This is a genomic window from Streptomyces sp. A1136 (assembly GCF_004795055.1).
Lineage (GTDB): Bacteria > Actinomycetota > Actinomycetes > Streptomycetales > Streptomycetaceae > Streptomyces.
Genome location: NZ_SSBJ01000069.1, coordinates 1 through 23,428 on the forward strand (window position 1 = coordinate 1; position 23,428 = coordinate 23,428).

A 23,428-nucleotide genomic window follows, 5' to 3' on the forward strand; every position below is an offset into this window, starting at 1 on the left:
CCGCCCGGCCCGCCCGGCCCGCCCGGCTCGCCCGGCTCGCCCGACCCGCCCGGCTCGCCCGGCACGTCCGACCCGCCCGGCACGGGCGGTACCGGCGGCCCGCCACCCGCGTGACGCAGCGACTGGACGCCGAGGAAGCAGAGGTAGCCCGCACCCGCAAGCTTGACCACGAGGTACACCTCGGCGGACGCGGCGAGCAGTGCCGCGAGCCCCGCGGCCGTGAGGGCGCCCCAGAGGAGCAGCCCGACGGCGATCCCGCCGACCGTGCGCAGCCCGTCGGCGCGGCCGCGCGACACGGCCCGCTTCGTCACGATCGCCATGTCCGGCCCGGGGACGAGGGTCAGCAGGGCGAGGACACCGGTGGCGGTGAGGAGTTGGGTGTACACGCGGCCCAGTCTGGCACTCCCACCTCGACCTCGACCTCGACCTCGACCGCGACCGCGACCGCGACCGGGCCCGCGACCGGGCTCGCGGCCAGGCTCGCGGCCAAGGCACGCGACTCGGCACGCGACTCGGCCCGCGGCTCGTCAGCGGCTCAGTCAGTGACTCAGTCCGCGACCAACGGCTCGACGTACCCGGCCCGCCAGCGGGGCGCCGGGTCCTGGCCGGGGCTGGTCCAGTATTCCCGGGCTCCGACGACCTCACCGTCGCGCACCGTCCACAGCGAGACGGCCCGGTAGACCACGTGCTCCTGGGGTATCTCCACCTCGGTGACGACCAGGTCCCCGTCGGCGAGGAGGCGCAGGACCTCCACGGACGCCCCGTGCGCGTCCTCGCCCGGGTCGCCGACCCCGGCCCCGGACCCGACACCGACGCCGTCCGCGTCGTCGTCCTCGGCGAGCACGGCGATGAAGTTGGCCCGGCCCACGATGCGCTCACCGCTGACCGGCCATTCGATCACGGCGTCCTCGGCGACCAGCTTGGCGACGCCGTCCCAGTCGCGCGCCTCGATCCGCTCCCACAGTCGTGCCACTACCTTCAACGGCTCCATGTGCGGCAGTCTGCGACGGGCCCACGGCACGCAACAAGCTTTGCTTGCAGGCTTATTGACTTCGACACAATCGGCGCGGCCTACCGCCCGGTCTCCCGCGCGCCGAGCCCGTCGACCGCGTCGGGCGCACCGTCTACGTCCGGCGGCCCGACCACGTCCGGCGGCCCGAGCGCGTCCAGGGCGGCGGACAGCCGTTCCAAGGTCCGCACCGTCTCCGCGAAGGCCTCCTCGCCGAGTTCCTCCGCCAGCCGGCCGGCCAGCGCCGCGTGCCCGGGAGCGATACGGGTGATCGCCGCTCGCCCTTCCTCCGTGGGCCGCAGGAGCTTCGCGCGCCGGTGGGCGGGGTTCGGCACGTACTCGGCGAGGCCGTCCGCGGCCAGCAGGTCGGCGACGCGTTGGACGCTCTGACGCGTGATGCCCATGACGCGGGCGATGCCCGCGACCGGCAGGGGCTCGCGCAGCACCGCGCCGAGCACCTGCCCGCGCGCCGCCGTCAGACCGGCCGGGCGCGCCAGTTCCTCGGAGACGGCCAGGAACCGGCCGTTCAACCGGAAGACACCGAGGGCCGTACGGCTCAGCAGGTCCCGGCAGGCCCGCACTGAGGGCTCCGGCGCCGAAGCGGGCACGGGCACGGGTCCCGGCTCAGGCATCGCCGCTTCCCGCGGCGGCCGTCAGGACCGGGAACGCACTGGCGTCCGAGTCGTGGAACAGCCGGTACCAGGCGTCCAGCGCCTCCGGCTCGTACACCTCCAGCCGGGCGAAGACCTCGCGGGCGAACGCCACCGGTTCGGTCGGTCCCGCCGTGATCAGATCCCCGTCCGTGACCGCGTCGGCCTCGACGTAGTGCGGACCGCCCGCGTACCCGGGCTGCGCCGCCAGGTATGCGGCGGCCCCGCTCGTGTGCCGGTGGCCGTCCAGCAGGCCCTCGCGGGCGAGACCGGCCGTCGCGCCGCAGATCGCCGCGACGGGTACTTGCGCCCCGAGGAACTCCCGCGCCTTGGCCGCGAACGGGGCCAGGGCGTCCCCCGTGTCCCACAGATCGGCGCCCGTGAGGAGCAGCAGGGCGGAGTCCTCGGGGCGGAGGTCCGCCAGGGCCAGGTCGGGCAGGACGCGGACGCCGCCCATGGTGGTGACGGGAACGTCGGCGGCGAAGCCGACCGTACGGACCCGGTGGCCGCGCCGGGTGAGGTGCGCCGTGGTGTGCCCGGTCTCCCAGTCCGCGTAGGTGTCGTACACCGCGAGGTGGACCGGCTTGCGGGGTGTCGCGCGCGTGGCGTCGTCCATGTCGAGCTCGCCTCCTCGGGAGGGCTGCCGACCCCTGGCGGGTGGGCCCCCAGGTTATGACAACACGCTGTCATGTCGGCCGGATGCCGTCCATCCGGCGGGCCGCCCGCAGACAGACTGCCGAGGGTGGGGGGCCACCCCCATACAGTCCGCCGATGTCCCGCCCCACCTACACACTCCTAGCGTGACCGCATGACCCCTCATGTCACCGGCGCGGCAGTGAAGGCCGCCGATCGCGCCCACGTCTTCCACTCCTGGTCCGCCCAGGCCCTGATCGACCCCCTGGCCGTCGCCGGCGCCGAGGGGTCGTACTTCTGGGACTACGACGGGAACCGCTTCCTCGACTTCGCCTCCCAACTGGTCAACACCAACATCGGCCACCAGCACCCCAAGGTCGTCGCCGCGATCCAGGAGCAGGCCGCCCGACTCTGCACGCTCGCCCCGGGCTTCGCCGTGGACGTCCGCTCCGAGGCCGCACGCCTCATCGCCGAGCGCACGCCGGGCGACCTGGACAAGATCTTCTTCACCAACGGCGGCGCCGAGGCCGTCGAGAACGCCGTCCGGATGGCCCGGCTGCACACGGGCCGACAGAAGGTGCTCTCCACCTACCGCTCGTACCACGGCGCCACCGCCGCCGCGATCAACCTCACCGGTGACCCCCGTCGCTGGCCCTCCGACACGGCCGCCGCCGGCGTCGTGCACTTCTGGGGCCCCTACCTCTACCGTTCGCCCTTCCACGCGACGACGGAGGCCGAGGAGTGCGAACGCGCCCTCGCCCACCTCGCCGACACCATCGCCTTCGAGGGACCGCAGACCATCGCGGCGATCATCCTGGAGACCGTGCCGGGCACGGCCGGGATCATGACCCCGCCGCCCGGCTACCTCGCGGGTGTCCGCGAGCTCTGCGACCGCTACGGCATCGTCTTCGTCCTGGACGAGGTCATGTCCGGCTTCGGCCGCACCGGTACGTGGTTCGCGGCCGAGCACTGGGACGTGACCCCGGACCTGATCACCTTCGCCAAGGGCGTCAACAGCGGCTACGTGCCGCTCGGCGGCGTGGCCATCTCCGGCGCGATCGCCGAGACCTTCGCCACCCGCCCCTACCCGGGTGGACTGACGTACTCCGGCCACCCCCTCGCCTGCGCGGCGGCCGTCGCGACGATCAACGCGATGGAGGAGGAGGGCGTCGTGGAGAACGCCGCCCGCATCGGGCAGGACGTGCTCGGCCCGGGGCTCGCCGCGATCGCCGAGCGGCATCCGTCGGTCGGGGAGGTCCGCGGCCTCGGTGCCTTCTGGGCCGTCGAACTCGTACGGGACAAGGAGACCCGCGAGCCGCTCGTCCCGTACAACGCGGCCGGCGCCGACAACGGGCCGATGGCGGAGTTCGCGGCCGCCTGCAAGGCCTCCGGCCTGTGGCCGTTCGTCAACATGAACCGGACCCACGTGGTCCCGCCCTGCACCGTCACAGAGACGGAGGCCAAGGAGGGTCTGGCCCTGCTGGACGCGGCGCTGGAGGTCGCCGACCGCCACACGACGGTCGGCTGACGGACGCCGACCGCCACACGACGGCCGGCTGACGGACGCCCCCCGCGACACCCCCACCACCCCCCGCCCAGCGCTGCACGCCCGACCGGCGAAGCGTGCCGGCGTCACACGCGACATAGCGCCCGAATATCGGGCGCTATGTCCGTTTAATTCCTGTCCAGCGATCGGTTTCGGCCGGATCGGCCGGCCTAAGGTGTCCGAAGTCCTACGGAGGAGACGGACCCCTATGCCAGGCAGCGGAGCTGTCACCCGCAACACACTTCGCCAGCAGATAGCGGACGCGCTGCGCGACGAGGTGCTCGCGGCGCGCCTGGCTCCCGACACCGAGTTCACGGTCAAGCAGATCGCCGAGAAGTACGAGGTCTCCGCCACCCCCGTGCGCGAGGCGCTGGTCGACCTCTCGGCCCAGGGCCTGTTGGAGTCCGTACAGCACCGCGGCTTTCGGGTGCGCACCTACAGCGTCGAGGACTACCGGGGCATGGTCGAGGCCCGCGTCCTGGTCGTCGACGGGATCTTCCGCCGGCTCGTCGAGCGCGGCACCGCCGTGGGCACCGCGGAGCTGCTGGTCTCCGTACGGCGTCGGGCCGAGGAGGCGCGACGGGCGGCGCGGAGCGGTCCCCTGGAAGTCCTGATCGGCTACGACCTGCGCTTCTGGCGGGAGTTGAGCGGGCTGGTCGGCAACGCGTACATCACCGAGTTCCTGCACCGCATCCGCGTCCAGTGCTGGGTCTTCTCCGTGCCCCACCTGCGGAAGGCGACGGCGGCCGAGATGCGGCGGGTCCTGTGGGACGGTCACGGCGAACTGGTGGACGCCGTGACGCGCGCCGACGCCGAGGAGGTGCGCCGCATCGTGCACGCCTACAACCAGCACGGCCTGGACTGGGCCGCCGGGCTGTAGCCCCCGGCCGCCCCACCGAGCACGCCGCCCCGGCGAGCGGCAGCCCCCATCGCGCCGTCCGGCCCCCCACGCAACCCCCACCACGCCGATCGCCCCGACGCCGCGCCACCTCGCCGGCCGCCCCGACGCAGTCCGGTGGCCGCCGACCCCTTCGCGGAGCGTGTTCGGCGCACTACGCTGGCTCGATCGGCGACAACGACTGATCGGAGCCCGCGTGGCCTGTGACCTGTGGCTGGTCCCCCTTGTCGACGTGCTGTGCCACAGCCCCGACAACCCCTTCGCGGAAGAGATCGCCTCGTACGACAAGGCGCTGGGCGAGGCGGGTCTGCCGTCCGTCCCGGTGTTCGCCTACATGCCGGGCCTGAGCGGCGATGTCGCTCCGGTGGCCGGTTTCGACTACGACGCCCTGCACTTCCTGCGCCGGGCGTACCTGCTCCAGATCTGCGGGCTGCCGGTGACCCCGGTGGACGAGCTGGGCGGTGACTACGAGCAGTTGCTGGAGATGTTCGAGCCCACGGCCCAGCAGTCCCACCTCGTCTGGCACTACGACCACGCCGGGGCGTACGTCCCGGTCGACTTCGCCGCCCCGCTGGCCAACGAGGAGCTGCTGGCCGGCGGCGGACCGCTGGGCTCCGCGCAGGGTCTGCTGCGGGAGCTGGCCTTCGTGGCGCCCGCGATCGGCATAGATCCCGGCAATCCACCGGCCGCGCCCGCGCCTCCGGGCCGTCCGACCTCGCTGGAGGAACCCGCGGGGCCGATCCCGTACGACGACAGTCCCTTCGCGCGGGAGCGGCACGTGTGGCTCGGACTGCACGCGGCGGCGACCCGGAGCCTCGGCCAGGGCTCGATGATCATCTTCAGCTGAGCGTGCCGGTCGGGTCCCCGGGTCGGCCTCAGCGGGGCTGTTCCGGGGGCCGCTGGCGCGGCATGTTCGGGCGGGTGCCCGGGGGGAGCGCGAAACGGGTCGGGGGGACGCCCGACTCGGGCCGGCCGGCCGCGGCGCCCAGCGACTGCATGACCAGCGGCGCCGGTCCGGCCCGGAACTCGACCATCCAGTCGGCGGTCTCGGAACGCACCAGCTCCGTGACGTCCTCCGAGAACCGCCGCAGGACGGTCAGGCAGCGTTCCGCCGCCTCGCTCGCCGTGCCCTCGGTCGGTCCGAGCACCTCCCGTACGTTCTCCGAGGCCCAGTCGAACTGGAGGGTCTGGAGCCGGCGCTGCACGGCCTGCGCCGTGGCCACGTCCCGCATCCACCCGGAGGTCAGCCCGAAGAAGCGGTCGCAGGCCAGGCAGGCCGCACCGAGCAGCAGGCACAGGTAACCGTACGAGGCCGCCCCGGGGGCGGAGCCCGTCAACTCCAGCAGCGGCATCGAGGCGCCCGCGACGGCGCCCACGGCCGCGCCCACCCGCAGGGTGCGCGCGCCGCGCCGCTTCAGCGTCCGGTCGGCCAGGTACCACTCGGCGGTGCGCAGGGCGTCGGCCTCGACCCGCCGGTAGAGCTCGTCGAGCCGCTCGGCGGGCTCGCCCCAGTCCCCGAGAGGAAACGGCCGGCCGGTCAGGTCGCCGTCCTCTGCGGGATCCCGGGGTGGCCCCTCGGGCTGCATCTCCGGCTGACTCACCGGCACTCCCTCTGCCTGCGCTGACGTGTGGTGGTGCGCGTGTGCGCAATGGTGCGCATGCACTTCCTACCTTCGAATGCCGCGCGATGGGCGGCGAATCCCGCGATTTCCGCTCACAAGGAGGGCTCCAGCAGGTGCGCGCACCCCGGCTCTCTCACTCGAAAGAGTTGGTCCTCACGGCGTAGGGCGCTGCGCGCGGGGAGCACGTAGGCTCGGATTGACCGAGCGTTGAGAAGTATCCGTAGTGATGGAGTGAGTGCCCTGTGATTCCCGGTGGTGGCCAGCCCGACATGCAGAAGCTGCTCCAGCAGGCCCAGAAGATGCAGCAGGATCTCGCCGTGGCCCAGGAGGCACTGGCGCAGGCCGAGGTGGAGGGCCAGGCCGGCGGCGGTCTGGTGAAGGCGACCGTCACCGGCTCCGGGGAGCTGCGCGCCCTTGTCATCGACCCCAAGGCGGTGGACCCCGAGGACACCGAGACCCTGGCGGACCTGGTGGTCGCGGCGGTTCAGGCCGCCAACGAGAACGCCCAGGCGCTCCAGCAGGAGAAGCTGGGCCCCCTGGCCCAGGGCTTCGGCGGCGGCGGCATCCCGGGCCTGCCGTTCTGATCGCCCCGACGACGGCGTGATCCGCCGGGCGCAGATCCGTAGAAGTCCATGAGACGCAGAAATCGAAAGAAGGCAGTCCGTTGTACGAAGGCGTGGTCCAGGACCTGATCGACGAACTGGGCGGGTTGCCCGGCGTCGGGCCCAAGAGCGCGCAGCGGATCGCCTTCCACATCCTGCAAGCCGAGCCCACCGACGTCCGTCGCCTCGCGCACGCGCTGCTAGAGGTGAAGGACAAGGTCCGGTTCTGCGCGGTGTGCGGGAACGTGGCGCAGGAGGAGCGGTGCGCGATCTGCCGCGACCCGCGCCGCGATCCTTCGGTGATCTGCGTCGTGGAGGAGCCCAAGGACGTGGTCGCCATCGAGCGGACGCGCGAGTTCCGGGGGAAGTACCACGTCCTCGGCGGTGCGATCAGCCCGATCGAGGGCGTCGGCCCGGACGATCTGCGCATCCGCGAGCTGCTGGCGCGCCTCGCCGACGGCACGGTCACCGAGCTGATCCTCGCCACCGACCCGAACCTGGAGGGCGAGGCCACCGCCACCTACCTCGCCCGCATGATCAAGCCCATGGGCCTGAAGGTCACCCGCCTGGCCAGCGGCCTCCCCGTCGGGGGAGATCTGGAGTACGCGGACGAGGTCACGCTCGGGCGGGCCTTTGAAGGAAGGCGACTTCTCGATGTCTGACGCAACGCTGCACGCCTTGGGCCAGGATCCGGACGACTTCGCCGTCCAGATCGCGGACCAGATCGACTCCTTCATCGTCGCGGTCACCGAGGTGGCCAAGGGCGAGGACCCGGACAGCGCGGTGCCCTTCCTCCTGCTGGAGGTCTCGCAGCTGCTGCTGGCGGGCGGCCGACTGGGCGCCTACCAGGACGTCATGCCGGACGAGCGGTACGAGCCCGACCTGGGCCCGGAGCCGGACGTGGACGACCTGCGCGAGCGGTTCGCGTACATGCTCGACCCGGTCGACGTGTACTCGGAGGTCTTCGACCCCTACGAGCCGCGCAAGGCGCCCGTCGCGCACCGGATCTCCGACGACCTCGCCGATGTCGTCGCCGACCTGCGGCACGGGCTCGCGCACTACCGGGCGGGCCGCACCACCGAGGCGCTGTGGTGGTGGCAGTTCTCCTACTTCTCCAACTGGGGCTCGACGGCCTCGGCCACCCTGCGCGCCCTCCAGTCGCTGGTGGCCCACGTGCGCCTCGACCAGCCGTTGGACGCCCTCGACGGCCTGGACACGGACGAGGACCTCGCCGAGGACGACCTCGCCGAGCAGGCGGGCGAGGTCATGGCGCAGGAACTGGGCGGCATCGGACGCGTTTAGACCGTCGCGGCGGGCGCGGTCCTGGGATGAAGCGAACATCTCATGATGTGGTACGTGCCGGTCGGATTCCGGTCGCTCGTTAGACTGCGTGACTGACCGCAGTAATGGATTGAGCGAGGAGCGCACGTGGGCCTTGTCGTGCAGAAGTACGGAGGCTCCTCCGTAGCCGATGCCGAGGGCATCAAGCGTGTCGCCAAGCGGATCGTGGATGCCAAGAAGAACGGCCACCAGGTGGTCGTCGTGGTATCCGCGATGGGCGACACGACGGACGAGCTGATCGATCTCGCCGAGCAGGTATCCCCGATGCCTGCCGGTCGTGAGTTCGACATGCTGCTGACGGCGGGAGAGCGGATCTCCATGGCCCTGCTGGCCATGGCGATCAAAAACCTGGGTCACGAGGCCCAGTCGTTCACCGGCAGCCAGGCAGGTGTCATCACCGACTCGGTCCACAACAAAGCGCGCATCATCGATGTCACGCCGGGCCGTATCCGCACCGCGCTGGACGAGGGCAACATCGCCATCGTCGCCGGCTTCCAGGGCGTGTCGGCCGACAGCAAGGACATCACCACGCTCGGCCGCGGCGGCTCGGACACCACCGCCGTCGCGCTGGCGGCGGCGCTGGACGCCGAGGTCTGCGAGATCTACACCGACGTCGACGGCGTCTTCACCGCGGACCCCCGCGTCGTGAAGAAGGCCCGGAAGATCGATTGGATCTCCTCCGAGGACATGCTGGAGCTCGCGGCCTCCGGCTCCAAGGTGCTGCTGCACCGCTGCGTCGAGTACGCGCGCCGCTACAACATCCCGATCCACGTCCGCTCGTCCTTCTCCGGACTGCCGGGCACCTGGGTCAGCAACGAGAATCCGCAAGGGGACGAGCCGGTGGAGCACGCCATCATCTCCGGAGTCGCGCACGACGTCTCCGAAGCCAAGATCACGGTCGTCGGCGTCCCGGACAAGCCGGGCGAGGCCGCGGCGATCTTCCGCGCGATCGCGGACGCCGAGATCAACATCGACATGATCGTGCAGAACGTGTCGGCCGCCTCGACCGGGCTGACGGACATCTCCTTCACCCTCCCCAAGGCCGAGGGCCACAAGGCCATCGAAGCCCTGGAGAAGGCGAAGGGCGCGATCGGTTTCGACTCGCTGCGCTACGACGACCAGATCGGCAAGATCTCCCTGGTCGGCGCCGGCATGAAGACGAACCCCGGCGTCACCGCCTCGTTCTTCCAGGCGCTGTCCGACGCGGGCGTCAACATCGAGCTGATCTCGACCTCCGAGATCCGCATCTCGGTCGTGACCCGCCAGGACGACGTCAACGAGGCCGTCCGCGCCGTGCACACGGCCTTCGGGCTCGACTCCGACAGCGACGAGGCCGTCGTCTACGGAGGCACCGGACGATGACCACCCGGTCGGCTCCGGCCCCGGCACTCGCCGTGGTCGGGGCGACCGGAGCGGTCGGCTCCGTCGTCCTGCGGATACTGTCCCAGCGCGCCGACGTATGGGGCGACATCCGCCTGATCGCCTCGCCGCGCTCCGCCGGGCGCCTGCTGGCCGTGCGCGGCCGGGAGACCGAGGTGCTCGCCCTCAACGAGGACGCCTTCGACGGCCTCGGGACGGGCGATGTCGTGCTGTTCCTGACGCCGCCCGAGGTGTCCGCGCGATGGGCCCCCGCCGTGGCGGCGCGCGGAGCCGTGGCCGTGGACCAGTCGGCGGCCTTCCGGGACGACCCCGAGGTGCCGGTGGTGGTGCCCGAGGTGAACGCGCACGCCGTACGGGTCCGCCCGCGCGGCATCGTCGCGGGGCCCGACTGCGTGACCGCCACCATGATCGCCGCCCTGGGCGCGCTGCACGCCGACTACGGACTGACCGACCTGGCCGTTTCCTCGTACCAGGCCGCCAGCGCCGCGGGCCGGGCCGGCACGGAGGCACTGCGCCGGCAACTGTCGCTGGTCGCCGGGACGTCCCTGGGGGAGCAGCCCGGGGACGTACGGCGGGTCGTGGGTGACGACACCGGGCCCTTCGCGGCGCCGCTAGCGCTGAACGTGGTGCCGTGGTCCGGTGAGCTGCGCGAGGGCGGCTGGTCCTCGCACGAGCTGGCCGTGCGGTCGCAGACCCGGCGGATCCTGGAGCTGCCGGAGCTGCCGATCGCGGTGACCTGCGTACAGGTTCCCGTGCTGGAGGGGCACTCGCTGACGGTACGGGCCCGGTTCGAGCGCGAGGTCGACGCCGGGCAGGCCCGCAAGACGCTGGAGACGGCGCCCGGGGTGGTCGTCGTGGACGATCCGGCGGCGGGGGAGTTCCCGACGCCGGTGGACGCGGCCGGGACCGATCCCGCCTGGGTGGGCCGGGTGCGGGGCTCCCTCGACGACAGTCGTTCCCTGGAGTTCTTCGTCTGCGCGGACAACCTGCGCAAGGGCGCGGCCCTGAACGCCACGCAGATCTCGGAACTGATCGCGGGTGAATTCGCGTAAATCGCTTTGTAGGATCGGTGACGATCCCTCGATCAAGGTGATGGCCCGACTGCCGCCTGGACAAACGAGGCGAACGGGAAGATCGGGTGCGCATGAGGGCAACGGGGAAATGGCCGACCACCACGCCCCGCGCGTACAACCCCAGAGGGACGACGCGAGTCCAACGGGCGTGGCAGAGGCATTGCTCGACTTCACCGTCGCCCCGGCGCGAGGCGCCGCCGGCCGTACCTCCGGGGGGCTCGGCGCTCCGGCGCGTCGGCGCTCCCCCGTGCCCGGCGGGTTCCCGATGATCCTTCCCGTCCCGCCGACCGGCGTCCCGGCGGCCGCCCTGCCGAGCCGGGGCGGCCGGGTGCCCGCGCCCCGCGAGAGCGCGGAATCCGCCGGGAGCGCGGCCGTGGCACCAACGGCGGAGCCCGCCGCGGCCCCCGCCGAGAAGGCCGTGGTCGCGGGCACCACCGTCGACCACCTCACCGAGACCTACCAGGCGCACTACCGCTCCCTGCTCGGGCTGGCCGCGCTGCTCCTCGACGACACGGCCTCCTGCGAGGACGTGGTCCAGGAGGCCTTCATCCGCGTCCACTCGGCCCGCAACCGGGTGCGGGACCGCGACAAGACGTTGGCGTACCTCCGCCAGACCGTGGTCAACCTGTCGCGCTCAGCGCTGCGCCGCCGCATCCTCGGCCTCAAGCTCCTCTCGAAACCCATGCCCGACATGGCGAGCGCGGAGGAGGGCGCGTACGACCAGTTGGAACGCGACGACCTGATCAAGGCGATGCGAGGCCTCCAGCGACGGCAGCGCGAGGTGCTCGTACTGCGGTACTTCGCGGACATGACCGAGGCCCAGGTCGCCGAGACGCTCGGCGTCTCGCTCGGCTCGGTGAAGGCGTACGGTTCGCGGGGCATTGCCGCGCTGCGGGTGGCGATGGAGGCTGCGCAGTCATGAGGGACGACGACACCACCTGCCGGGACGGCGCCACCCGCCCGGACGAGGCCGGCCGCCGGCCCGGCACCACGGACCCGGACAACCTCGACGCCCTGGAGGAGCGGCGGCTGCGCGCCCTGCTGAGCGGCGCCGTGCAGGGCCTGGAGCCCTCCGAGCACGCCCTGGAGCGGCTGCGGCACGCCGTCCCCGCCCGCCGGACCCGCAGGCGTCGCGCCCTCGTCGGTGCGGCCGCGGCCGTCCTGCTGGCCGGGGCGGCGGTCCCGACGGCCCTGCGCATGACCGGCACCGCGGGCAGCGGCGCGGTCGGGCACCCGGCCATGGCCGGGCACGGAGAGGTGCGGGACGGCAAGGCGGGCAGCTCCTCCGACCCCCACCAGAACGGCTCGGGGACCCACGCCTGGTCCACGGCCCCCGCCCGCAAGGACCCGGGGGCGGGCGACGTCGGGGGCGGCCCCGCCCCCCACCCGAGCGGCTCCTCCTCTGACGGCGCCGTCGCGGGCCCGACCACCGGCGGTGCCTCGGCCGGTACCTCCGGCCACCCGGACCACAACCACCCGTTGCCCCCGATCGGGGCGGTCCCCGGGCTCCCCGAGTGCACCGCCGGGCAGCTCGGCGTACTGGGCAGCGCCCGAGCGCCCGGGACCGACGGCAAGGTCTACGGCAGTTTCAAGGTCACCAACGTCTCGGACCGGGGCTGCCTGGCCTCCGGCAGGGACACGGTGACCGCCGCCCCCGCGGCCGACCCCCCGCCGCCCACCCGGAACCCGGTGGTGTCCGTGGTCGGGCACACCGCGGGCGACCCGGCGAGCGCGCTGCTCCCCGACCCGTCCGCGGAGGCCCCGGCGGTGGTGCTCCAGCCGAACGCCGCGTATGAGGTCCGTTTCGCCTGGGTGCCCTCGGAACGCTCCTGCCCGGCGGGAGCCGCCGACCCCTCGGCGAAGCCGGCACAGGGCGGGAGCGGCGCGGCCGGCCCGGCGACGGGCGCCGTCGGCCCGGCCGCCGCCTCCGACCCGCTGGCCGTCTCCGCGCAGCCGGCCCCGACGGGGGTCGAGGTGTCCCACACCCCGGCGGCCGGCGCGCCGACGACGCAGGCGACCATCCCGGCGGCCTGCGGCGGCACGGTCTACCGGACGGGTGTCATTCCCCTGACGACGCCGTCGAAGCCGTAGCGGCCGGCCGGATCTGCTGCTCCGGCACCAGACCGGCCTGCGCGTCGCGCAGGGACTCCACCTCGCGCCGGTAGAAGCGGAACCACATGAACAACACGAAGGCGGCGAAGACGAACCACTCGCCGGTGTAGCCGAGGTTCTGGAAGGCCTTCAGATCGAGCCCGGTGTTGTCCGGCGCCTTCGCGGGCACCGGAAGCATCCCGTCCGACGGGGTCTGCACGGTCAACCACGCGTCGTACAGCGGCTCCGGCACCAGGTTCACCAGGGTCGCCGCGCCGATCACGCCGAGCTGCCCGGCGGGCAGGCCGCCCTGCGCGTGCGCGCCCTTCGTGCCGGAGTTCTCGGAGGCCTGGAGGGCCCCGGTGACCTCCACCCGACCGCCCGGCGCGGCCGGCGCCCTCGCCGTGTCCGCGTCGCCCGGCAGCCAGCCCCGGACCACCGGGACGGCCTTGCCGGAGTCGGTCTTCAGCAGGTTCAGGACGTAGAAGCCGCTCCTGCCGTCGAGGTCGCGCTCGGGAACCAGCAGTTGTTCCGCGTACACCCCGGCCGTGGAAGCCAGCCGTCCGGACGTCTTCTTGTCTACCGGGAGCAGCGATTCCAGCGGCGCGGCGGCCTGCTCCCCGGGCCGCTGGGCGGCGGCCTCCCGGTGGTCGCCGACGCGGTCCTCGAAGCGGCCGAGCTGCCAGGTCCCCATGAACAGGCAGAAGGGGATGGCGAGCGCGACGAAGACGTTGATCCCCCACCAGCGCGGGGTCAGGAGAAACCGGTGCACCCCACCACCGTACGGGGGGCGCACCGGATCACCGGTGTCGGGTCAGGCGGGAAGGTGCTTGAGGGCGAACTCCAGATCCATCCGGACCTGCTTGATCCGCTCCTCCACCACGAGCGAGCCGTGCCCCGCGTCGTACCGGTACACCTCGTGCACCGCCCCGCGCGCCGCGAGCCGCTCCACGTAGTTGTCGATCTGCCGGATCGGGCAGCGCGGGTCGTTCACGCCCGCCGCGATGTGGACGGGGGCCTTCACCGCGTCCACGTACGTCAGCGGCGAGGACGCCTCGAACCGCTCGGGGACCTCCTCGGGCGTGCCGCCGAAGAGGGTGCGGTCCAGCGACTTCAGCGCCTCCATCTCGTCGTGGTACGCCGTCACGTAGTCCGCCACCGGTACGGCGGCCAGGCCGACCGCCCAGGCGTCCGGCTGCGTGCCCAGGCCCAGCAGCGTCAGGTACCCGCCCCACGAGCCGCCCGACAGCACGAGCCGGCCCGGGTCGGCGAGGCCGGAGGCGACGGCCCACTCGCGGACCGCCGCGATGTCCTCCAGCTCGATCAGCCCGACGCGGTGCTTGAGGGCGTCGGTCCACTCCCGCCCGTATCCCGTCGAGCCGCGGTAGTTGACGCGGACGACGGCGAAACCGTGGTCCAGCCAGGCCGCCGGGGTGGCGGCGAAGGCGTCGCTGTCGTGCCAGGTGGGGCCGCCGTGGATCTCGAAGACCGTCGGGAAGGGTCCGTCGCCGTGGCCGACGGGCCGCTGTGCCAGGGCGTGGACGCGCCCGCCCGGCCCCTCCACCCAGGCGTCCTCCACCGGGACCGAGCCCGGCGGCCGGAACCCGGGCGGGTCGAGCACGACCCCGCCCGCCGTGGACCGGATCGTCGACGGCTCGGCGGCCGAGGACCACTGGTACTCCACCGTGCCGTCCGGCCGGGCCGTCGCACCCGAGACGGACCCCGGCGGCGTGTCCACGCGTACGAGTTCCCCCGCCGCGAGGTCGTAGCGCCACAGCTCGCTGCGCGCCTCGAAATCGTGGTGGATCAACAGCGCCGAGCCGTCCGGGTACCACTCGGCGCCGACGTCGCCCGGAAGGTCGATCGCCAGTTCCTCCTCGGTTCCGGTCGCCACGTCCCACACCATCGGCTCCCAGCGGCCGCGCCGCTGGTGCCCCACGAGCAGTCTGGTGTCGCCGGCGACGGGGGCGAAGCCGAGCACGCCCAGGCCCAGCTCCACGGTGCCGCCCTCTGAGTCGTCCAGCTCGGCGACGGTGGCGCCGTCGAGGGTCACCACGCGCAGCGCCGAGTGCATGGCGTCGCCGTGCTCGGTGTGCTCGATCACGACCAGCGTGCCGTCCCGGGACAGGTCGCCGACGCCCGCCGACTCGTGGTGCCGGTAGATCACGGTCGGCTCGTCCCCGCCGGGCCGGACGACGTGGACGGTGGTGCCCTCCTCGTCGGTGGAGCGGCCCACGACGGCCGTGCCGTCCCGGCCGATGGCCAGTCCGGCGGGGTACGAGGGCTTCAGGCCGGGGGTCGCCGGCTCGTCGGGACCGCCCGCGAAGGGCTGGCGCACCCAGGTGCCGAACTCGTCGCCGTCGGTGTCGGAGAACCACCAGATCCACTCGCCGTCGGGGGAGAGGGTGCCGTCGGTGGTGCCGTTGGGGCGGTCCGTGACCTGCCGCCGGCTGCCGGTGGCGCGGTCCCAGGCGTAGAGCTCGTAGGTCCCCGTCGCGTTGGAGACGAAGAGCGAGCGGTCCGGGGCGTCCTCGGCCCATTCGGGCAGCCCGACGCGCGGAGCCCGGAAGCGTTTCTCCCAGTCGGGCATCTCGGGGGACGGTACGGAGGTCACGTCGGTGTCGCTGGTCATGGCCCCACCTTGCCGTACCGCGCGCCGGGATGCCGACTGCGCCGAACGGGCGCATCGTGGGGGCGTCCCCGGAGCGGGCCGCCGGGGCCCGAGCCGAGGCCGGCGGCCCGTGGCGAGGCCGGCGGCCCGTGGCGAGGCCGGCGGCCCGTGCCGTGCGGGTGGTCGCCCCTGACGTGCGGTCGGGCGGCGCGAAACGCGGGGCACGCGGCACAAGGCCCGACCGAGCGCGGCCGGTGCCCCTACGCTGACCGCATGCGGATGATCGTCCGGGGCGCCCGGCTGCTGCACGCACACGGCCTGTCCGATGTGGAGGTGTCCGAGGACGGACGGATCGCCCGCGTCGTCCCGTACGACGATCAGAAGGAGCCACCGGCGACCGGGGTGCTGATCGAGGCGCACGGCGCGCTGCTCTCGCCCCCCTTCGTCGAGCCGCACATCCACCTCGACACCGCCCTGACCGCCGGTGAGCCGCGCCCCAACGCGTCCGGGACCCTCTGGGAGGGCATCGCCTGCTGGAGCGAGCGCAAGAAGACCCTGACCCGCGAGGACGTGATCGCCCGGGCCACCGAGGTGCTGCGCTGGCAGGCGGCGCAGGGGGTGCTGCACGTACGGACCCACTGCGACGTCACCGATCCGACGCTCACCGCGCTCGACGCGCTGCTGGAGGTCCGCGACCGGGTGCGGGACGTCATGACGCTCCAGATCGTCGCGTTCCCGCAGGAGGGCATCGTCTCCTTCCCGGACGGCGGGTCGCTGCTGCGCGAGGCGGTCCGGCGCGGGGCGGACGTCGTCGGCGCGATCCCGCACTTCGAGGACACCCGCGAGGACGGGATCGCCTCGCTCGCGACCGCCTTCGCACTGGCCGAGGAGCACGGGCTGCGCGTGGACGCGCACTGCGACGAGATCGACGACGAGCAGTCGCGGTTCGTGGAGGTACTGGCCACCCTCGCGCTGCGCTCGGGCTTGCGGGAGCGGGCGACGGCCTCGCACACGACGGCGATGGGTTCCTACGGCGGCGGGTACAGCTTCAAACTCCGGCGGCTGCTCTCGCGTTCCGGGATCAACCTCGTCGCGAACCCCTTCGCCAACCTCAACCTCCAGGGCCGGTTCGACGGTTACCCCAAGCGGCGCGGCCTCACCCAGGTCAAGGAGATGCTGGCGGCGGGGGTGAATGTGGCCTTCGGCCACGATGACGTGATGGACCCGTGGAACGCGCTCGGGACCGGCAATCCGCTCCAGACCGCCCTCGTCGGCCTGTACGCGGCCCAGTTGACCGGCGCGGACGAGATCCCGGTGGCGTTCTCGATGGTGACGGACCGCGCGGCCCGCGTGCTGGGGCTGTCCGGGACCGAGTACGGCATCGCGGCGGGCGCGCCGGCCTCGTTCGTGCTGCTGGCGGCCGAGTCACCACAGGAGGCGATCCGCCGCCAGGTCCGCCCCAGGTACGTCGTCTCGCGCGGCAGCGTCCTCGCCGAGAGCCCGCCCGCGGTGACGCGGCTGCTGTCCTGGCCGGGGGAGGACGGGCCGGCGGAAGTGGACTTCACCCGTGACCGGGAACCCCGTGGGTAGGACGGCAGTTCGACGGCAACGCCTACGCTGCGCCTCATGACGTGGACCTTTGACACCGACGCCGGGCGCGCCGCGCTGGAGATCGCCTCCGAGTACGCGGACACGACCCTGCTGAACCACTCGATCCGCTCGTACGCCTTCGGGGCCTGGTACGCGCGGCAACACGGGTTGACCCATGACGCCGAACTCTTCTACGTCAGTGCCCTGCTGCACGATCTGGGCCTGACCGCGCCGTTCGACAGTCACACGCTGCCCTTCGAGGAGGCGGGCGGTCATGTGGCGCGCGTCCTGACGGCGGGGCTGGGTTGGCCGCCGGCCCGGCGGGCGCGGGCGCAGGAGGTGATCGTCCTGCACATGCGGGACGACGTCACGGCCGGCCAGGACGTGGAGAGCCACCTCCTCCAGGTGGGTACGAGCGCGGACGTGTCGTGGCTGCGGGTCGGGGAGTTCCCCGAGTCGTTCCTCGCCGACCTCCTCGCCGAGTACCCCCGGCTCGGCTTCGGCAAGGCCTTCCTGACGCTGGTGGAGGACCAGGCGGTGCGCAAGCCCGACTGCGCGGCGGCCGCCTACGTGGCGGGCGGCGCGGAGGCCCGTATCGCGGCGAACCCCCTGGACCACCGCGCCTGAGCCCCGACCGCCGCGCCGAGCCCCGGGCGCGCGGCTCCCTGCCGGTGGGTGCCGCGTGTCCGGGGCGGTCCGGGCCGGCGTGCTCCGGTGTCCGGCATCCCCTGCGGCGACGCCTCCCCGAGGTCACCCACATCCGCCGCCACGTCGGATAGCGTGCCCGCATGTCCTGGGACGAGAGCGGTCCGCCGCATCCCCTCGCGGAACGCCGATCGGGCCGCAGCGAGCAGGAACCGGACCGGCTGCCGGAGGTGCGGGAGCTGGAGGCCCTCGGTTGGGAGCCCGCGCCCGAGACCTACGCCTGGATCTTCCTCCCGTACGTCTGGCCCCCGGCGGCCCGCACCTGGATTCCGGACCGCGGCACCCGCTGGGCCGTGGAAACCCGCCTCGACGGGCACGGCCACGTCGTGGAGGTGGAGTGCGCCCCGCTCGCCGAACCGGACCTCGACCTCCTCGAAGCCGAGGCCGCCGAAATCATCGCCGCCCTGGGCCTCCCGCCCCGCCCCCGCGGCCGCGTCTGGCTCCTGCGCCCGCCCGGCCCCTTCCCCTCGGTCGAAGCGCTCCTGACCCACCTCAGCGAACTCGCCCGCGCCCGCGGCGTGGACCCCCTCCACCCCTCGCCCGAACTCCTCGCCCTGACCCGCACGGAACTCGCCGCCCTCGCCGACCCTTCCTAACTGCCGGCACGACGCCCGAACTGTCCGCCACCTTGGGTCAGGATGCGCTGCTCGACGTTGACGAGGCCCAAGAGCGCTGCGGACAGGGCGGCGGGCTCCAGCAGCTGCCGCACGTCTTCCTCGCCCATCAGGATCGGGTCACCTCCCTCGGTCTTGCCGACGAGGGTTCCGTTCAGCCGTTGAGCGTGGACCACGTGTGCGACTGCCTCTTCACCGTAGACGCGCTGCACCAGCTCCTGCACCTTCCCCCCGTCTGCCTTGGGCCAGATCTCGTTGGCCCAGTGGGAGAACTCCTGGACGAACACCGGATGGGAGGAGTTGAGGTACACGACTCCTCGGTGCTCGATGTCGTTGATCACGCAGGTGGCGTTGTGCACGTACTGCGCCAGGTACTTGCACTCGTCGGGGTCGAAGGACTTCCACTCGAACGCCGGATAGCCGCCTCGTACCCGTGCGGGCGATCCCTGCGTCGAGCCGGCCGGCGCCGGCACCAGGACGTGTCGAGGGCCCGACGTCCCACCGGCTCCTCCGGGCTGCCCGGAGGAGCCGGCGGTCCGGGGGCCGCGAGCACCCGGAGTACCGGCGAACGATCCGCCTGGGTTCCCGGGCACCTTGCCCATCGCTGAGCTGACAAGCCGGGAAGCCTTGAAGCGAGGGTTCAGCCGGTCCAGGATGCGCGCGAGGTTCTTGGCCATCGACGGATCGGTCTGCGTGGTGCCCTGAGCACGGGCCGACTCTTGTGCCTTGGACAGTTCCTCGGGGAAGTTGTCGAAGAAGCGATCCCCCCACTCCTCCCACGGCAACTCCGAGCCCCCCTTGCCGAAGAGCATGTGCCGGGAGGCCTGCGTGATCACGCCCCACCGGGTGGGCTGACTGTCGCTGTATACCGGGGGGCGCACGATCAGCCAGGTACGACCCATGATTTCGTCCGTGACGCCGAACAGGCGGTACCGGCTCTTGCCCCGATCCGCGTGGTACGCCTCTCCCTGGTAGTCCACGACCGCGACGGGGCGTTGGGCGATGTAGTCGGACGTACCGCCGACCGGCGCTTCCGGCTCCGGAACGTAGAACCAGTCCACTTGCGTGCCGTGCTCATCGACGGCGACGCTGCCCCTCACAGCGACGTCGGGAATGAAGTGCCGCAAGCCGTGGACGCGCCGAGGGCGCCACACCATGGCCTTGCCGTCAGGCAGGCTCACCGTCTTGTCGCGGGTGCTCCGGCGGTCGCCGGCCTTCTTGGCGTACAGGTCGACGACGGTGGTTTCGATGGGCACGCCGTCCCGCTTGGGCACGTCGATCAGCCGGCTGTTGAGGTATCGGATGAGGTCGTCGACCGTCTCCTTGCGGGAGGGGTCCTGGTCGCCCATCCACGTGTCGCTGTCCGGAGCCGACCCCAGAAGCACCATGATCGTCCCCGTGCGCATCCACGGGGGACGGATGTTGCTCCAGTCGCAGCCGTGATCGTCGTCCAGGAACGGCTGGACCACGGGCGTAACGCTGACGAAGTCACCGTTCTCGTCTTCGGCGGACCATTCCTTGAGGGCGTAGTTGCCATCGCCGTCGCGATAGATCCAAAGCATTGCGCCCTCAGGCGCTTCGGCCGTGTAGCTGATCACTACCACGCCGTAGGGGTTCCACGGCAAGACGGAGGACTTGAACCCCTGCCCGAAGTTGCCGTCAACCCCGATGGGCTTGCCCCCACCGCCGAACGTCGTCAGGAAGACCTTCAAGTCGTCCGGCCGCATCCCGTCGCCATTGTCCATGATCGTGCGGCGCAGCACGCCCTGTCGTTCTGCGGCCTGTTCCTCGATCCCGAAGTGGATGATCGAGGCTCCGCTCTCCTCGGAGTTCTTCCATGCCTCCCGAGCCCACTGATAGGGCCCGCCCGCTTCGTACGCCTGGCGAATGAGGTGAGGCGTGGCCTCCGCCGGGACATGAACGTACATCGGCATGTTCTCCCCCTTCTCCTAGAGCCGCGGCCCTAGAAGTCCCGACAAGAGCGGCGGCCCTTGTCGGAGGCACCGTACTTCTCCGCCTCGGAGGGGGTGACCGCTTTGCGGAGATGGGCGCTGTGCGCCGGACGACTGATCGCCTCCGCATGACCCTCCGTGGGCTCGCGGCCGGGACGCGATCCCGTCGAGACTCTCCCATCAGTCCCGAAACCACTCAGGGGCCTGATCCACTGAGTGGATCAGGCCCCTGAACTGGTACTACAGCGTCGGGGTGGCGGGATTTGAACCCACGACCTCTTCGTCCCGAACGAGGTTCACGCAAGATCCCCACCAGCACAAACCACGTTTCTCCTGGTCAGCGCCGTGGCCTCGGACGGTCTGGGGCAGTCTCAAGGCGCCTCGGGGAGCAGAGCGGCTCCCAGCTGGCTCCCAAGAGAGAAGGCTGCTCAGCTGATCGTGCCCTGCGCGAGGACATGCTGCGATGGGCGTCCCCACTGGTGTCCGGTCAAGGCCAGCACGTTCTCTAGCAAGGCATGCAGTAGGAACGGCGGGTCCGCGACGGCGGTGCGAGCCGCTTCCAGGTACGTCGCTGCGTTCTTGCCGTCCGTGCCCTGGCCTTCATCGATCAATTCCTGCCTGCGTACGTCCCAGGCGGGCCAGTGCTCGGCGAGGTGGACCTCCAGGTTGTCCTCGAAGACCGTGTACCAAGCAGAAGACTCGTCGGAGGGCTGGGGAACGGGGGAGGCGCCGAGGTACCGGAGAAGATCAGCGTTCTTCTTCCGAGTCTGTTGGGCCTCGCGTTCGAACTTCAGCTCTTGCTGCCGGCGCTGGTCCGGGAGCAGGTGCTGAACCGATTGCAGCCTGGCGTCCTCCTGGCGGGCGTCACCATCGAACACCACGTGGCAAGGCACCCCCAAGCAGCTGAAGATCGCATGGGAGATCATCAGGTTGTCCTTCCCGTTGACCTCGACAATGGAAATGCCCTCGGCGCCGAAGCTGATGCCCACTCGCTCCGCGCAGCCCACAAGGACAGCCTCGTCCCCTGCGCCCTCGACCAGCACTACGGCATTGGCGAAGAACCCCTCCGCGAACGAGCTGGTCAGCTTGCCGACTGTCCGCCGCTTGATTGTGTCTGCATTGATCAACTCCTCAAGGGACTCGCACAGCTTGTCCTCGGTCGCTTGCCAGACCTGGGTAACGGGATGCGCCTGATCAGTAGCGCGGGACAGACGTCGGATCTGGTGGTAGCGGCTGGGATCGATGAAGACGGGACTGTGCGTGGCGTACATAACCTGGGTGCGCCCCTCCGGGGAGGTGGCCACCAGCTCGCGCAGCACCTTTGCGAAGGTCCGTGCCTGCGGAGGGTGCTGAAACAGCTCGGGCTCCTCGATCGCCAGACACAGGGTCCGCGTGCCATCCTCCGGGCGTCGGCGATCTGCCAGGTACTTCAGCGCAGCGATGATGAGGGCACGCTGAAACCCGTGCCCTTGTCGGTACACCGAAGTCTCGGCGGCACCGTCTCGGATGCTGACCTGGAACGCGGTCCGGGCAGGCCTTGGTGCCTGCACTGTGGGGGTCACCACCACCTGGCGTCCGGTCGTGAACTTGGCGACTTCCGAGGAGAGCGCTGCGGCAATGTCGTCGAGCCGGGGACCGTACACCTTGGCGTGGATCTCTTGGCGGGCTTGGTGCGCGTTCTCCTCGACCTGATCAAGCTGCTCGTTCGCCTCGGTCCGGTCCACTGCGTGGTCGAGAATGCGGCCGAGTGCCGTGGCCTTCTGGTCGTCCGCCTCCTCGTAGGCGCGCAAATCAGCGGAGATGAATACGAAGTCGATCAGCTGGGCCAGGACGCTCTGTCCGGCGAAGCCGAAGAAGTGCGTGTCCTCGACCTCAGATTTGGTGAGCTTGTCGCGGTGTGCCAGCTCCCAGTTCCGCATCGCTTCCTGTGCTGCAGGCGCGCTACCAGCGTGAGGAAGGCCGAGGCTCGGGTCGCTCTCCATGAGGTCTTTGTAGGCAGCCCGTAGCGGAGTTGCCTTCTGGTGCCGGCGAACCTCCTCGAACGGGGCATACGCGAGAGCCTTGCCCGTGATCTTGTCGTCGCCGTCCTGCCAGGTCCGCCAGATACTCACGCTCTCAGCGCCGTCTGGAGCGTATCGGCCGAGGATCTCGCGGTCATGGCTGGTGAGGCCGTCGAACTCGACCTCGACAGAGATGCGGCCACCCTCCGTAGCCGAGTGGACGTCGTCGGCGCTCAGGGAGAGGGACTTTTCGCCGTTGAAGAACCAGTCGAGGGCGCGCAGCACAGTGGACTTGCCGACACCAGTCGGGCCGATGAAGGAGGTTATCTCCTCGAAGGAGACGTCCACTTTGTGCAGACAGCAGAAGTTCTCGATGCGTACTCGCTTGATCTTCACGGTCGTCCTGAAAACGCGGTTCGGAAGGGGGTGCTGATCCCCAAGTGACGATGGCGATGCTAGCGGTAGTGCTGATTCCCCATCAGGGCATTTTCCCAGCGGTCGGTATCAGCCACACGTGAAAGGCCTTCGATCTACGGTCGCCCGTGCCGGAGGAGCTGGCCGTCTTGCAGAGACCGGAGGTGGCGGTGCTGGTGAGGCCGCGTCGATCCGGGAGCAGTCCGTGCATGACACGCTCGCCCGTAGACCCCGGAAGCAGAAAGTGAAGGGGAGCCCGCCGTCGGCACTGGTGCTCGGGCTCACCTGGTGTTGATGAGCCATTCTTCGGGGCAGCCGGGCAGGGCGCTGGCCTCAGTACGCAAGCTGCGCCATGCGGCCCGCTTGCGCTGCTCGGACTGCGTGCTGTCGAGGAGCGCCTTCATTTCGGCGACCTGGCGGGGGAGATACATCAGCCGTATGCCGATGCTGTCCGGCAGCGGGGCGCCGGTTTCGGCGTACGACTGGGCTTGCGTGACCAGTCCTTCGGCGAGAAAGTCCCGCAGGCGCTCGACGGCCTCTGGCTTGGGCAGTGGCCCCCAGTCCTCAACGCTAGGGCCTGTGTGAGGTTGTGATCAGTCGGGGGGTTTGAGGAGGTCGTCGATCCAAATCATTGCGGCGCGGAGGTGGAGGCCGGCGAGGTAGCTTTCGGGTGACTTGTCGTAGCGGGTGGCGATGC

23 protein-coding genes are annotated in these 23,428 nt (G+C 71.4%); 13 read left to right on the forward strand and 10 right to left on the reverse strand.

The features are described 5' to 3' along the window. From E6R62_RS35600 to E6R62_RS35615, 4 genes are all read right to left on the reverse strand, one after another. Positions 1–386: LysE family translocator (locus tag E6R62_RS35600; protein ID WP_168714286.1), on the reverse strand; the 386-nt coding region annotated here is incomplete at its 3' end. A 161-nt stretch (positions 387–547) separates the two neighbouring features. Continuing rightward, positions 548–991, reverse strand: coding sequence for a nuclear transport factor 2 family protein (locus E6R62_RS35605; RefSeq protein WP_136217615.1), 444 nt, complete (start codon positions 989–991; stop codon positions 548–550). A gap of 80 nt (positions 992–1,071) precedes the next feature. Next, on the reverse strand, positions 1,072–1,641 hold the full coding sequence (locus E6R62_RS35610; RefSeq protein WP_136217616.1) for a MarR family winged helix-turn-helix transcriptional regulator: 570 nt from the start codon (positions 1,639–1,641) through the stop codon (positions 1,072–1,074). After that, complete coding sequence (locus tag E6R62_RS35615; protein ID WP_136217617.1) at positions 1,634–2,275, reverse strand: DJ-1/PfpI family protein; 642 nt, start codon at positions 2,273–2,275, stop codon at positions 1,634–1,636. Before E6R62_RS35615 ends, E6R62_RS35610 begins: the two co-directional genes overlap by 8 nt. Positions 2,276–2,467: 192 nt before the next feature. Between E6R62_RS35615 and E6R62_RS35620 the strand changes: the two genes are divergently transcribed. From E6R62_RS35620 to E6R62_RS35630, 3 genes are all read left to right on the forward strand, one after another. Further along, positions 2,468–3,820, forward strand: coding sequence for an aspartate aminotransferase family protein (locus E6R62_RS35620; protein WP_136217618.1), 1,353 nt, complete (start codon positions 2,468–2,470; stop codon positions 3,818–3,820). A gap of 226 nt (positions 3,821–4,046) precedes the next feature. Continuing rightward, entirely contained in the window at positions 4,047–4,718 is a 672-nt protein-coding gene (locus tag E6R62_RS35625) for a GntR family transcriptional regulator (protein ID WP_136217619.1), read from the forward strand. Positions 4,719–4,932: 214 nt separating this feature from the next. Further along, positions 4,933–5,583: a hypothetical protein gene (locus E6R62_RS35630; protein ID WP_136217620.1), complete on the forward strand. Its 651-nt coding sequence runs from the start codon at positions 4,933–4,935 to the stop codon at positions 5,581–5,583. Positions 5,584–5,611: 28 nt separating this feature from the next. Here E6R62_RS35630 and E6R62_RS35635 read toward each other — a convergent pair whose 3' ends face one another. After that, positions 5,612–6,337, reverse strand: a complete 726-nt coding sequence (locus E6R62_RS35635; RefSeq protein WP_206308949.1) for an SLATT domain-containing protein — start codon at positions 6,335–6,337, stop codon at positions 5,612–5,614. 263 nt (positions 6,338–6,600) lie between these two features. Here E6R62_RS35635 and E6R62_RS35640 point away from each other — a divergent pair, with 263 nt between their 5' ends. The 7 genes from E6R62_RS35640 to E6R62_RS35670 all read left to right on the forward strand — a co-directional run bounded on the left by E6R62_RS35640 (position 6,601) and on the right by E6R62_RS35670 (position 12,845). Continuing rightward, positions 6,601–6,942: a YbaB/EbfC family nucleoid-associated protein gene (locus E6R62_RS35640; protein ID WP_136217621.1), complete on the forward strand. Its 342-nt coding sequence runs from the start codon at positions 6,601–6,603 to the stop codon at positions 6,940–6,942. Positions 6,943–7,022: 80 nt separating this feature from the next. Beyond that, a complete protein-coding gene (gene recR, locus E6R62_RS35645; RefSeq protein ID WP_136217622.1) occupies positions 7,023–7,622 on the forward strand; it encodes a recombination mediator RecR in 600 nt (199 codons plus the stop codon). After that, entirely contained in the window at positions 7,615–8,262 is a 648-nt protein-coding gene (locus E6R62_RS35650; RefSeq protein WP_136217623.1) for a DUF5063 domain-containing protein, read from the forward strand. The genes recR and E6R62_RS35650 overlap by 8 nt, the downstream gene beginning before the upstream one ends. Before the next feature lie 126 nt (positions 8,263–8,388). Further along, entirely contained in the window at positions 8,389–9,663 is a 1,275-nt protein-coding gene (locus E6R62_RS35655; RefSeq protein ID WP_136217624.1) for an aspartate kinase, read from the forward strand. After that, entirely contained in the window at positions 9,660–10,733 is a 1,074-nt protein-coding gene (locus tag E6R62_RS35660) for an aspartate-semialdehyde dehydrogenase (RefSeq protein ID WP_136217625.1), read from the forward strand. The genes E6R62_RS35655 and E6R62_RS35660 overlap by 4 nt, the downstream gene beginning before the upstream one ends. A 169-nt stretch (positions 10,734–10,902) precedes the next feature. Further along, positions 10,903–11,676, forward strand: coding sequence for a SigE family RNA polymerase sigma factor (locus E6R62_RS35665; protein WP_136217626.1), 774 nt, complete (start codon positions 10,903–10,905; stop codon positions 11,674–11,676). After that, on the forward strand, positions 11,673–12,845 hold the full coding sequence (locus E6R62_RS35670; protein WP_136217627.1) for a hypothetical protein: 1,173 nt from the start codon (positions 11,673–11,675) through the stop codon (positions 12,843–12,845). Before E6R62_RS35665 ends, E6R62_RS35670 begins: the two co-directional genes overlap by 4 nt. On the opposite strand, the gene E6R62_RS35675 is transcribed toward E6R62_RS35670, so the two are convergent. Together E6R62_RS35675 and E6R62_RS35680 are read right to left on the reverse strand one after the other, a co-directional pair. Next, on the reverse strand, positions 12,814–13,617 hold the full coding sequence (locus E6R62_RS35675) for an SURF1 family protein (protein ID WP_136217628.1): 804 nt from the start codon (positions 13,615–13,617) through the stop codon (positions 12,814–12,816). The genes E6R62_RS35670 and E6R62_RS35675 overlap by 32 nt on opposite strands. A gap of 42 nt (positions 13,618–13,659) precedes the next feature. Further along, positions 13,660–15,477, reverse strand: coding sequence for a prolyl oligopeptidase family serine peptidase (locus tag E6R62_RS35680; protein ID WP_136217629.1), 1,818 nt, complete (start codon positions 15,475–15,477; stop codon positions 13,660–13,662). Positions 15,478–15,729: 252 nt separating this feature from the next. Between E6R62_RS35680 and codA the strand changes: the two genes are divergently transcribed. From codA to E6R62_RS35695, 3 genes are all read left to right on the forward strand, one after another. Continuing rightward, entirely contained in the window at positions 15,730–17,046 is a 1,317-nt protein-coding gene (gene codA / locus E6R62_RS35685) for a cytosine deaminase (RefSeq protein WP_276615682.1), read from the forward strand. A 36-nt stretch (positions 17,047–17,082) separates the two neighbouring features. Continuing rightward, complete coding sequence (locus E6R62_RS35690) at positions 17,083–17,673, forward strand: HD domain-containing protein (RefSeq protein WP_136217630.1); 591 nt, start codon at positions 17,083–17,085, stop codon at positions 17,671–17,673. A gap of 161 nt (positions 17,674–17,834) precedes the next feature. Then, entirely contained in the window at positions 17,835–18,347 is a 513-nt protein-coding gene (locus E6R62_RS35695; protein WP_206308950.1) for a DUF5956 family protein, read from the forward strand. Here the strand turns inward: E6R62_RS35695 and E6R62_RS35700 are convergent. The 3 genes from E6R62_RS35700 to E6R62_RS40030 form a co-directional block, all read right to left on the reverse strand. Beyond that, the gene (locus E6R62_RS35700; protein WP_136217631.1) at positions 18,344–20,299 is read right to left on the reverse strand and encodes a hypothetical protein; all 1,956 of its coding nucleotides are present in this window, start codon (positions 20,297–20,299) and stop codon (positions 18,344–18,346) included. The genes E6R62_RS35695 and E6R62_RS35700 overlap by 4 nt on opposite strands. Positions 20,300–20,745: 446 nt before the next feature. Then, complete coding sequence (locus E6R62_RS35705) at positions 20,746–22,713, reverse strand: ATP-dependent endonuclease (protein WP_136217632.1); 1,968 nt, start codon at positions 22,711–22,713, stop codon at positions 20,746–20,748. Positions 22,714–23,012: 299 nt separating this feature from the next. Beyond that, positions 23,013–23,162: a hypothetical protein gene (locus tag E6R62_RS40030; protein WP_168714287.1), complete on the reverse strand. Its 150-nt coding sequence runs from the start codon at positions 23,160–23,162 to the stop codon at positions 23,013–23,015. Positions 23,163–23,428 lie beyond the last annotated feature (266 nt).

Bases quoted from the DNA above. Each gene is read 5' to 3' on its own strand.
- E6R62_RS35695 (WP_206308950.1), top strand. From the start codon at position 17,835: ATGTCCTGGGACGAGAGCGGTCCGCCGCATCCCCTCGCGGAACGCCGA.
- E6R62_RS40030 (WP_168714287.1), bottom strand. From the start codon at position 23,162: ATGTATCTCCCCCGCCAGGTCGCCGAAATGAAGGCGCTCCTCGACAGC.
- E6R62_RS35605 (WP_136217615.1), bottom strand. From the start codon at position 991: ATGGAGCCGTTGAAGGTAGTGGCACGACTGTGGGAGCGGATCGAGGCG.
- E6R62_RS35670 (WP_136217627.1), top strand. From the start codon at position 11,673: ATGAGGGACGACGACACCACCTGCCGGGACGGCGCCACCCGCCCGGAC.
- E6R62_RS35650 (WP_136217623.1), top strand. From the start codon at position 7,615: ATGTCTGACGCAACGCTGCACGCCTTGGGCCAGGATCCGGACGACTTC.
- E6R62_RS35615 (WP_136217617.1), bottom strand. From the start codon at position 2,275: ATGGACGACGCCACGCGCGCGACACCCCGCAAGCCGGTCCACCTCGCG.
- E6R62_RS35660 (WP_136217625.1), top strand. From the start codon at position 9,660: ATGACCACCCGGTCGGCTCCGGCCCCGGCACTCGCCGTGGTCGGGGCG.
- E6R62_RS35690 (WP_136217630.1), top strand. From the start codon at position 17,083: ATGACGTGGACCTTTGACACCGACGCCGGGCGCGCCGCGCTGGAGATC.
- E6R62_RS35620 (WP_136217618.1), top strand. From the start codon at position 2,468: ATGACCCCTCATGTCACCGGCGCGGCAGTGAAGGCCGCCGATCGCGCC.
- E6R62_RS35700 (WP_136217631.1), bottom strand. From the start codon at position 20,299: ATGCCGATGTACGTTCATGTCCCGGCGGAGGCCACGCCTCACCTCATT.
- codA (WP_276615682.1), top strand. From the start codon at position 15,730: ATGCGGATGATCGTCCGGGGCGCCCGGCTGCTGCACGCACACGGCCTG.
- E6R62_RS35625 (WP_136217619.1), top strand. From the start codon at position 4,047: ATGCCAGGCAGCGGAGCTGTCACCCGCAACACACTTCGCCAGCAGATA.
- E6R62_RS35610 (WP_136217616.1), bottom strand. From the start codon at position 1,641: ATGCCTGAGCCGGGACCCGTGCCCGTGCCCGCTTCGGCGCCGGAGCCC.
- E6R62_RS35680 (WP_136217629.1), bottom strand. From the start codon at position 15,477: ATGACCAGCGACACCGACGTGACCTCCGTACCGTCCCCCGAGATGCCC.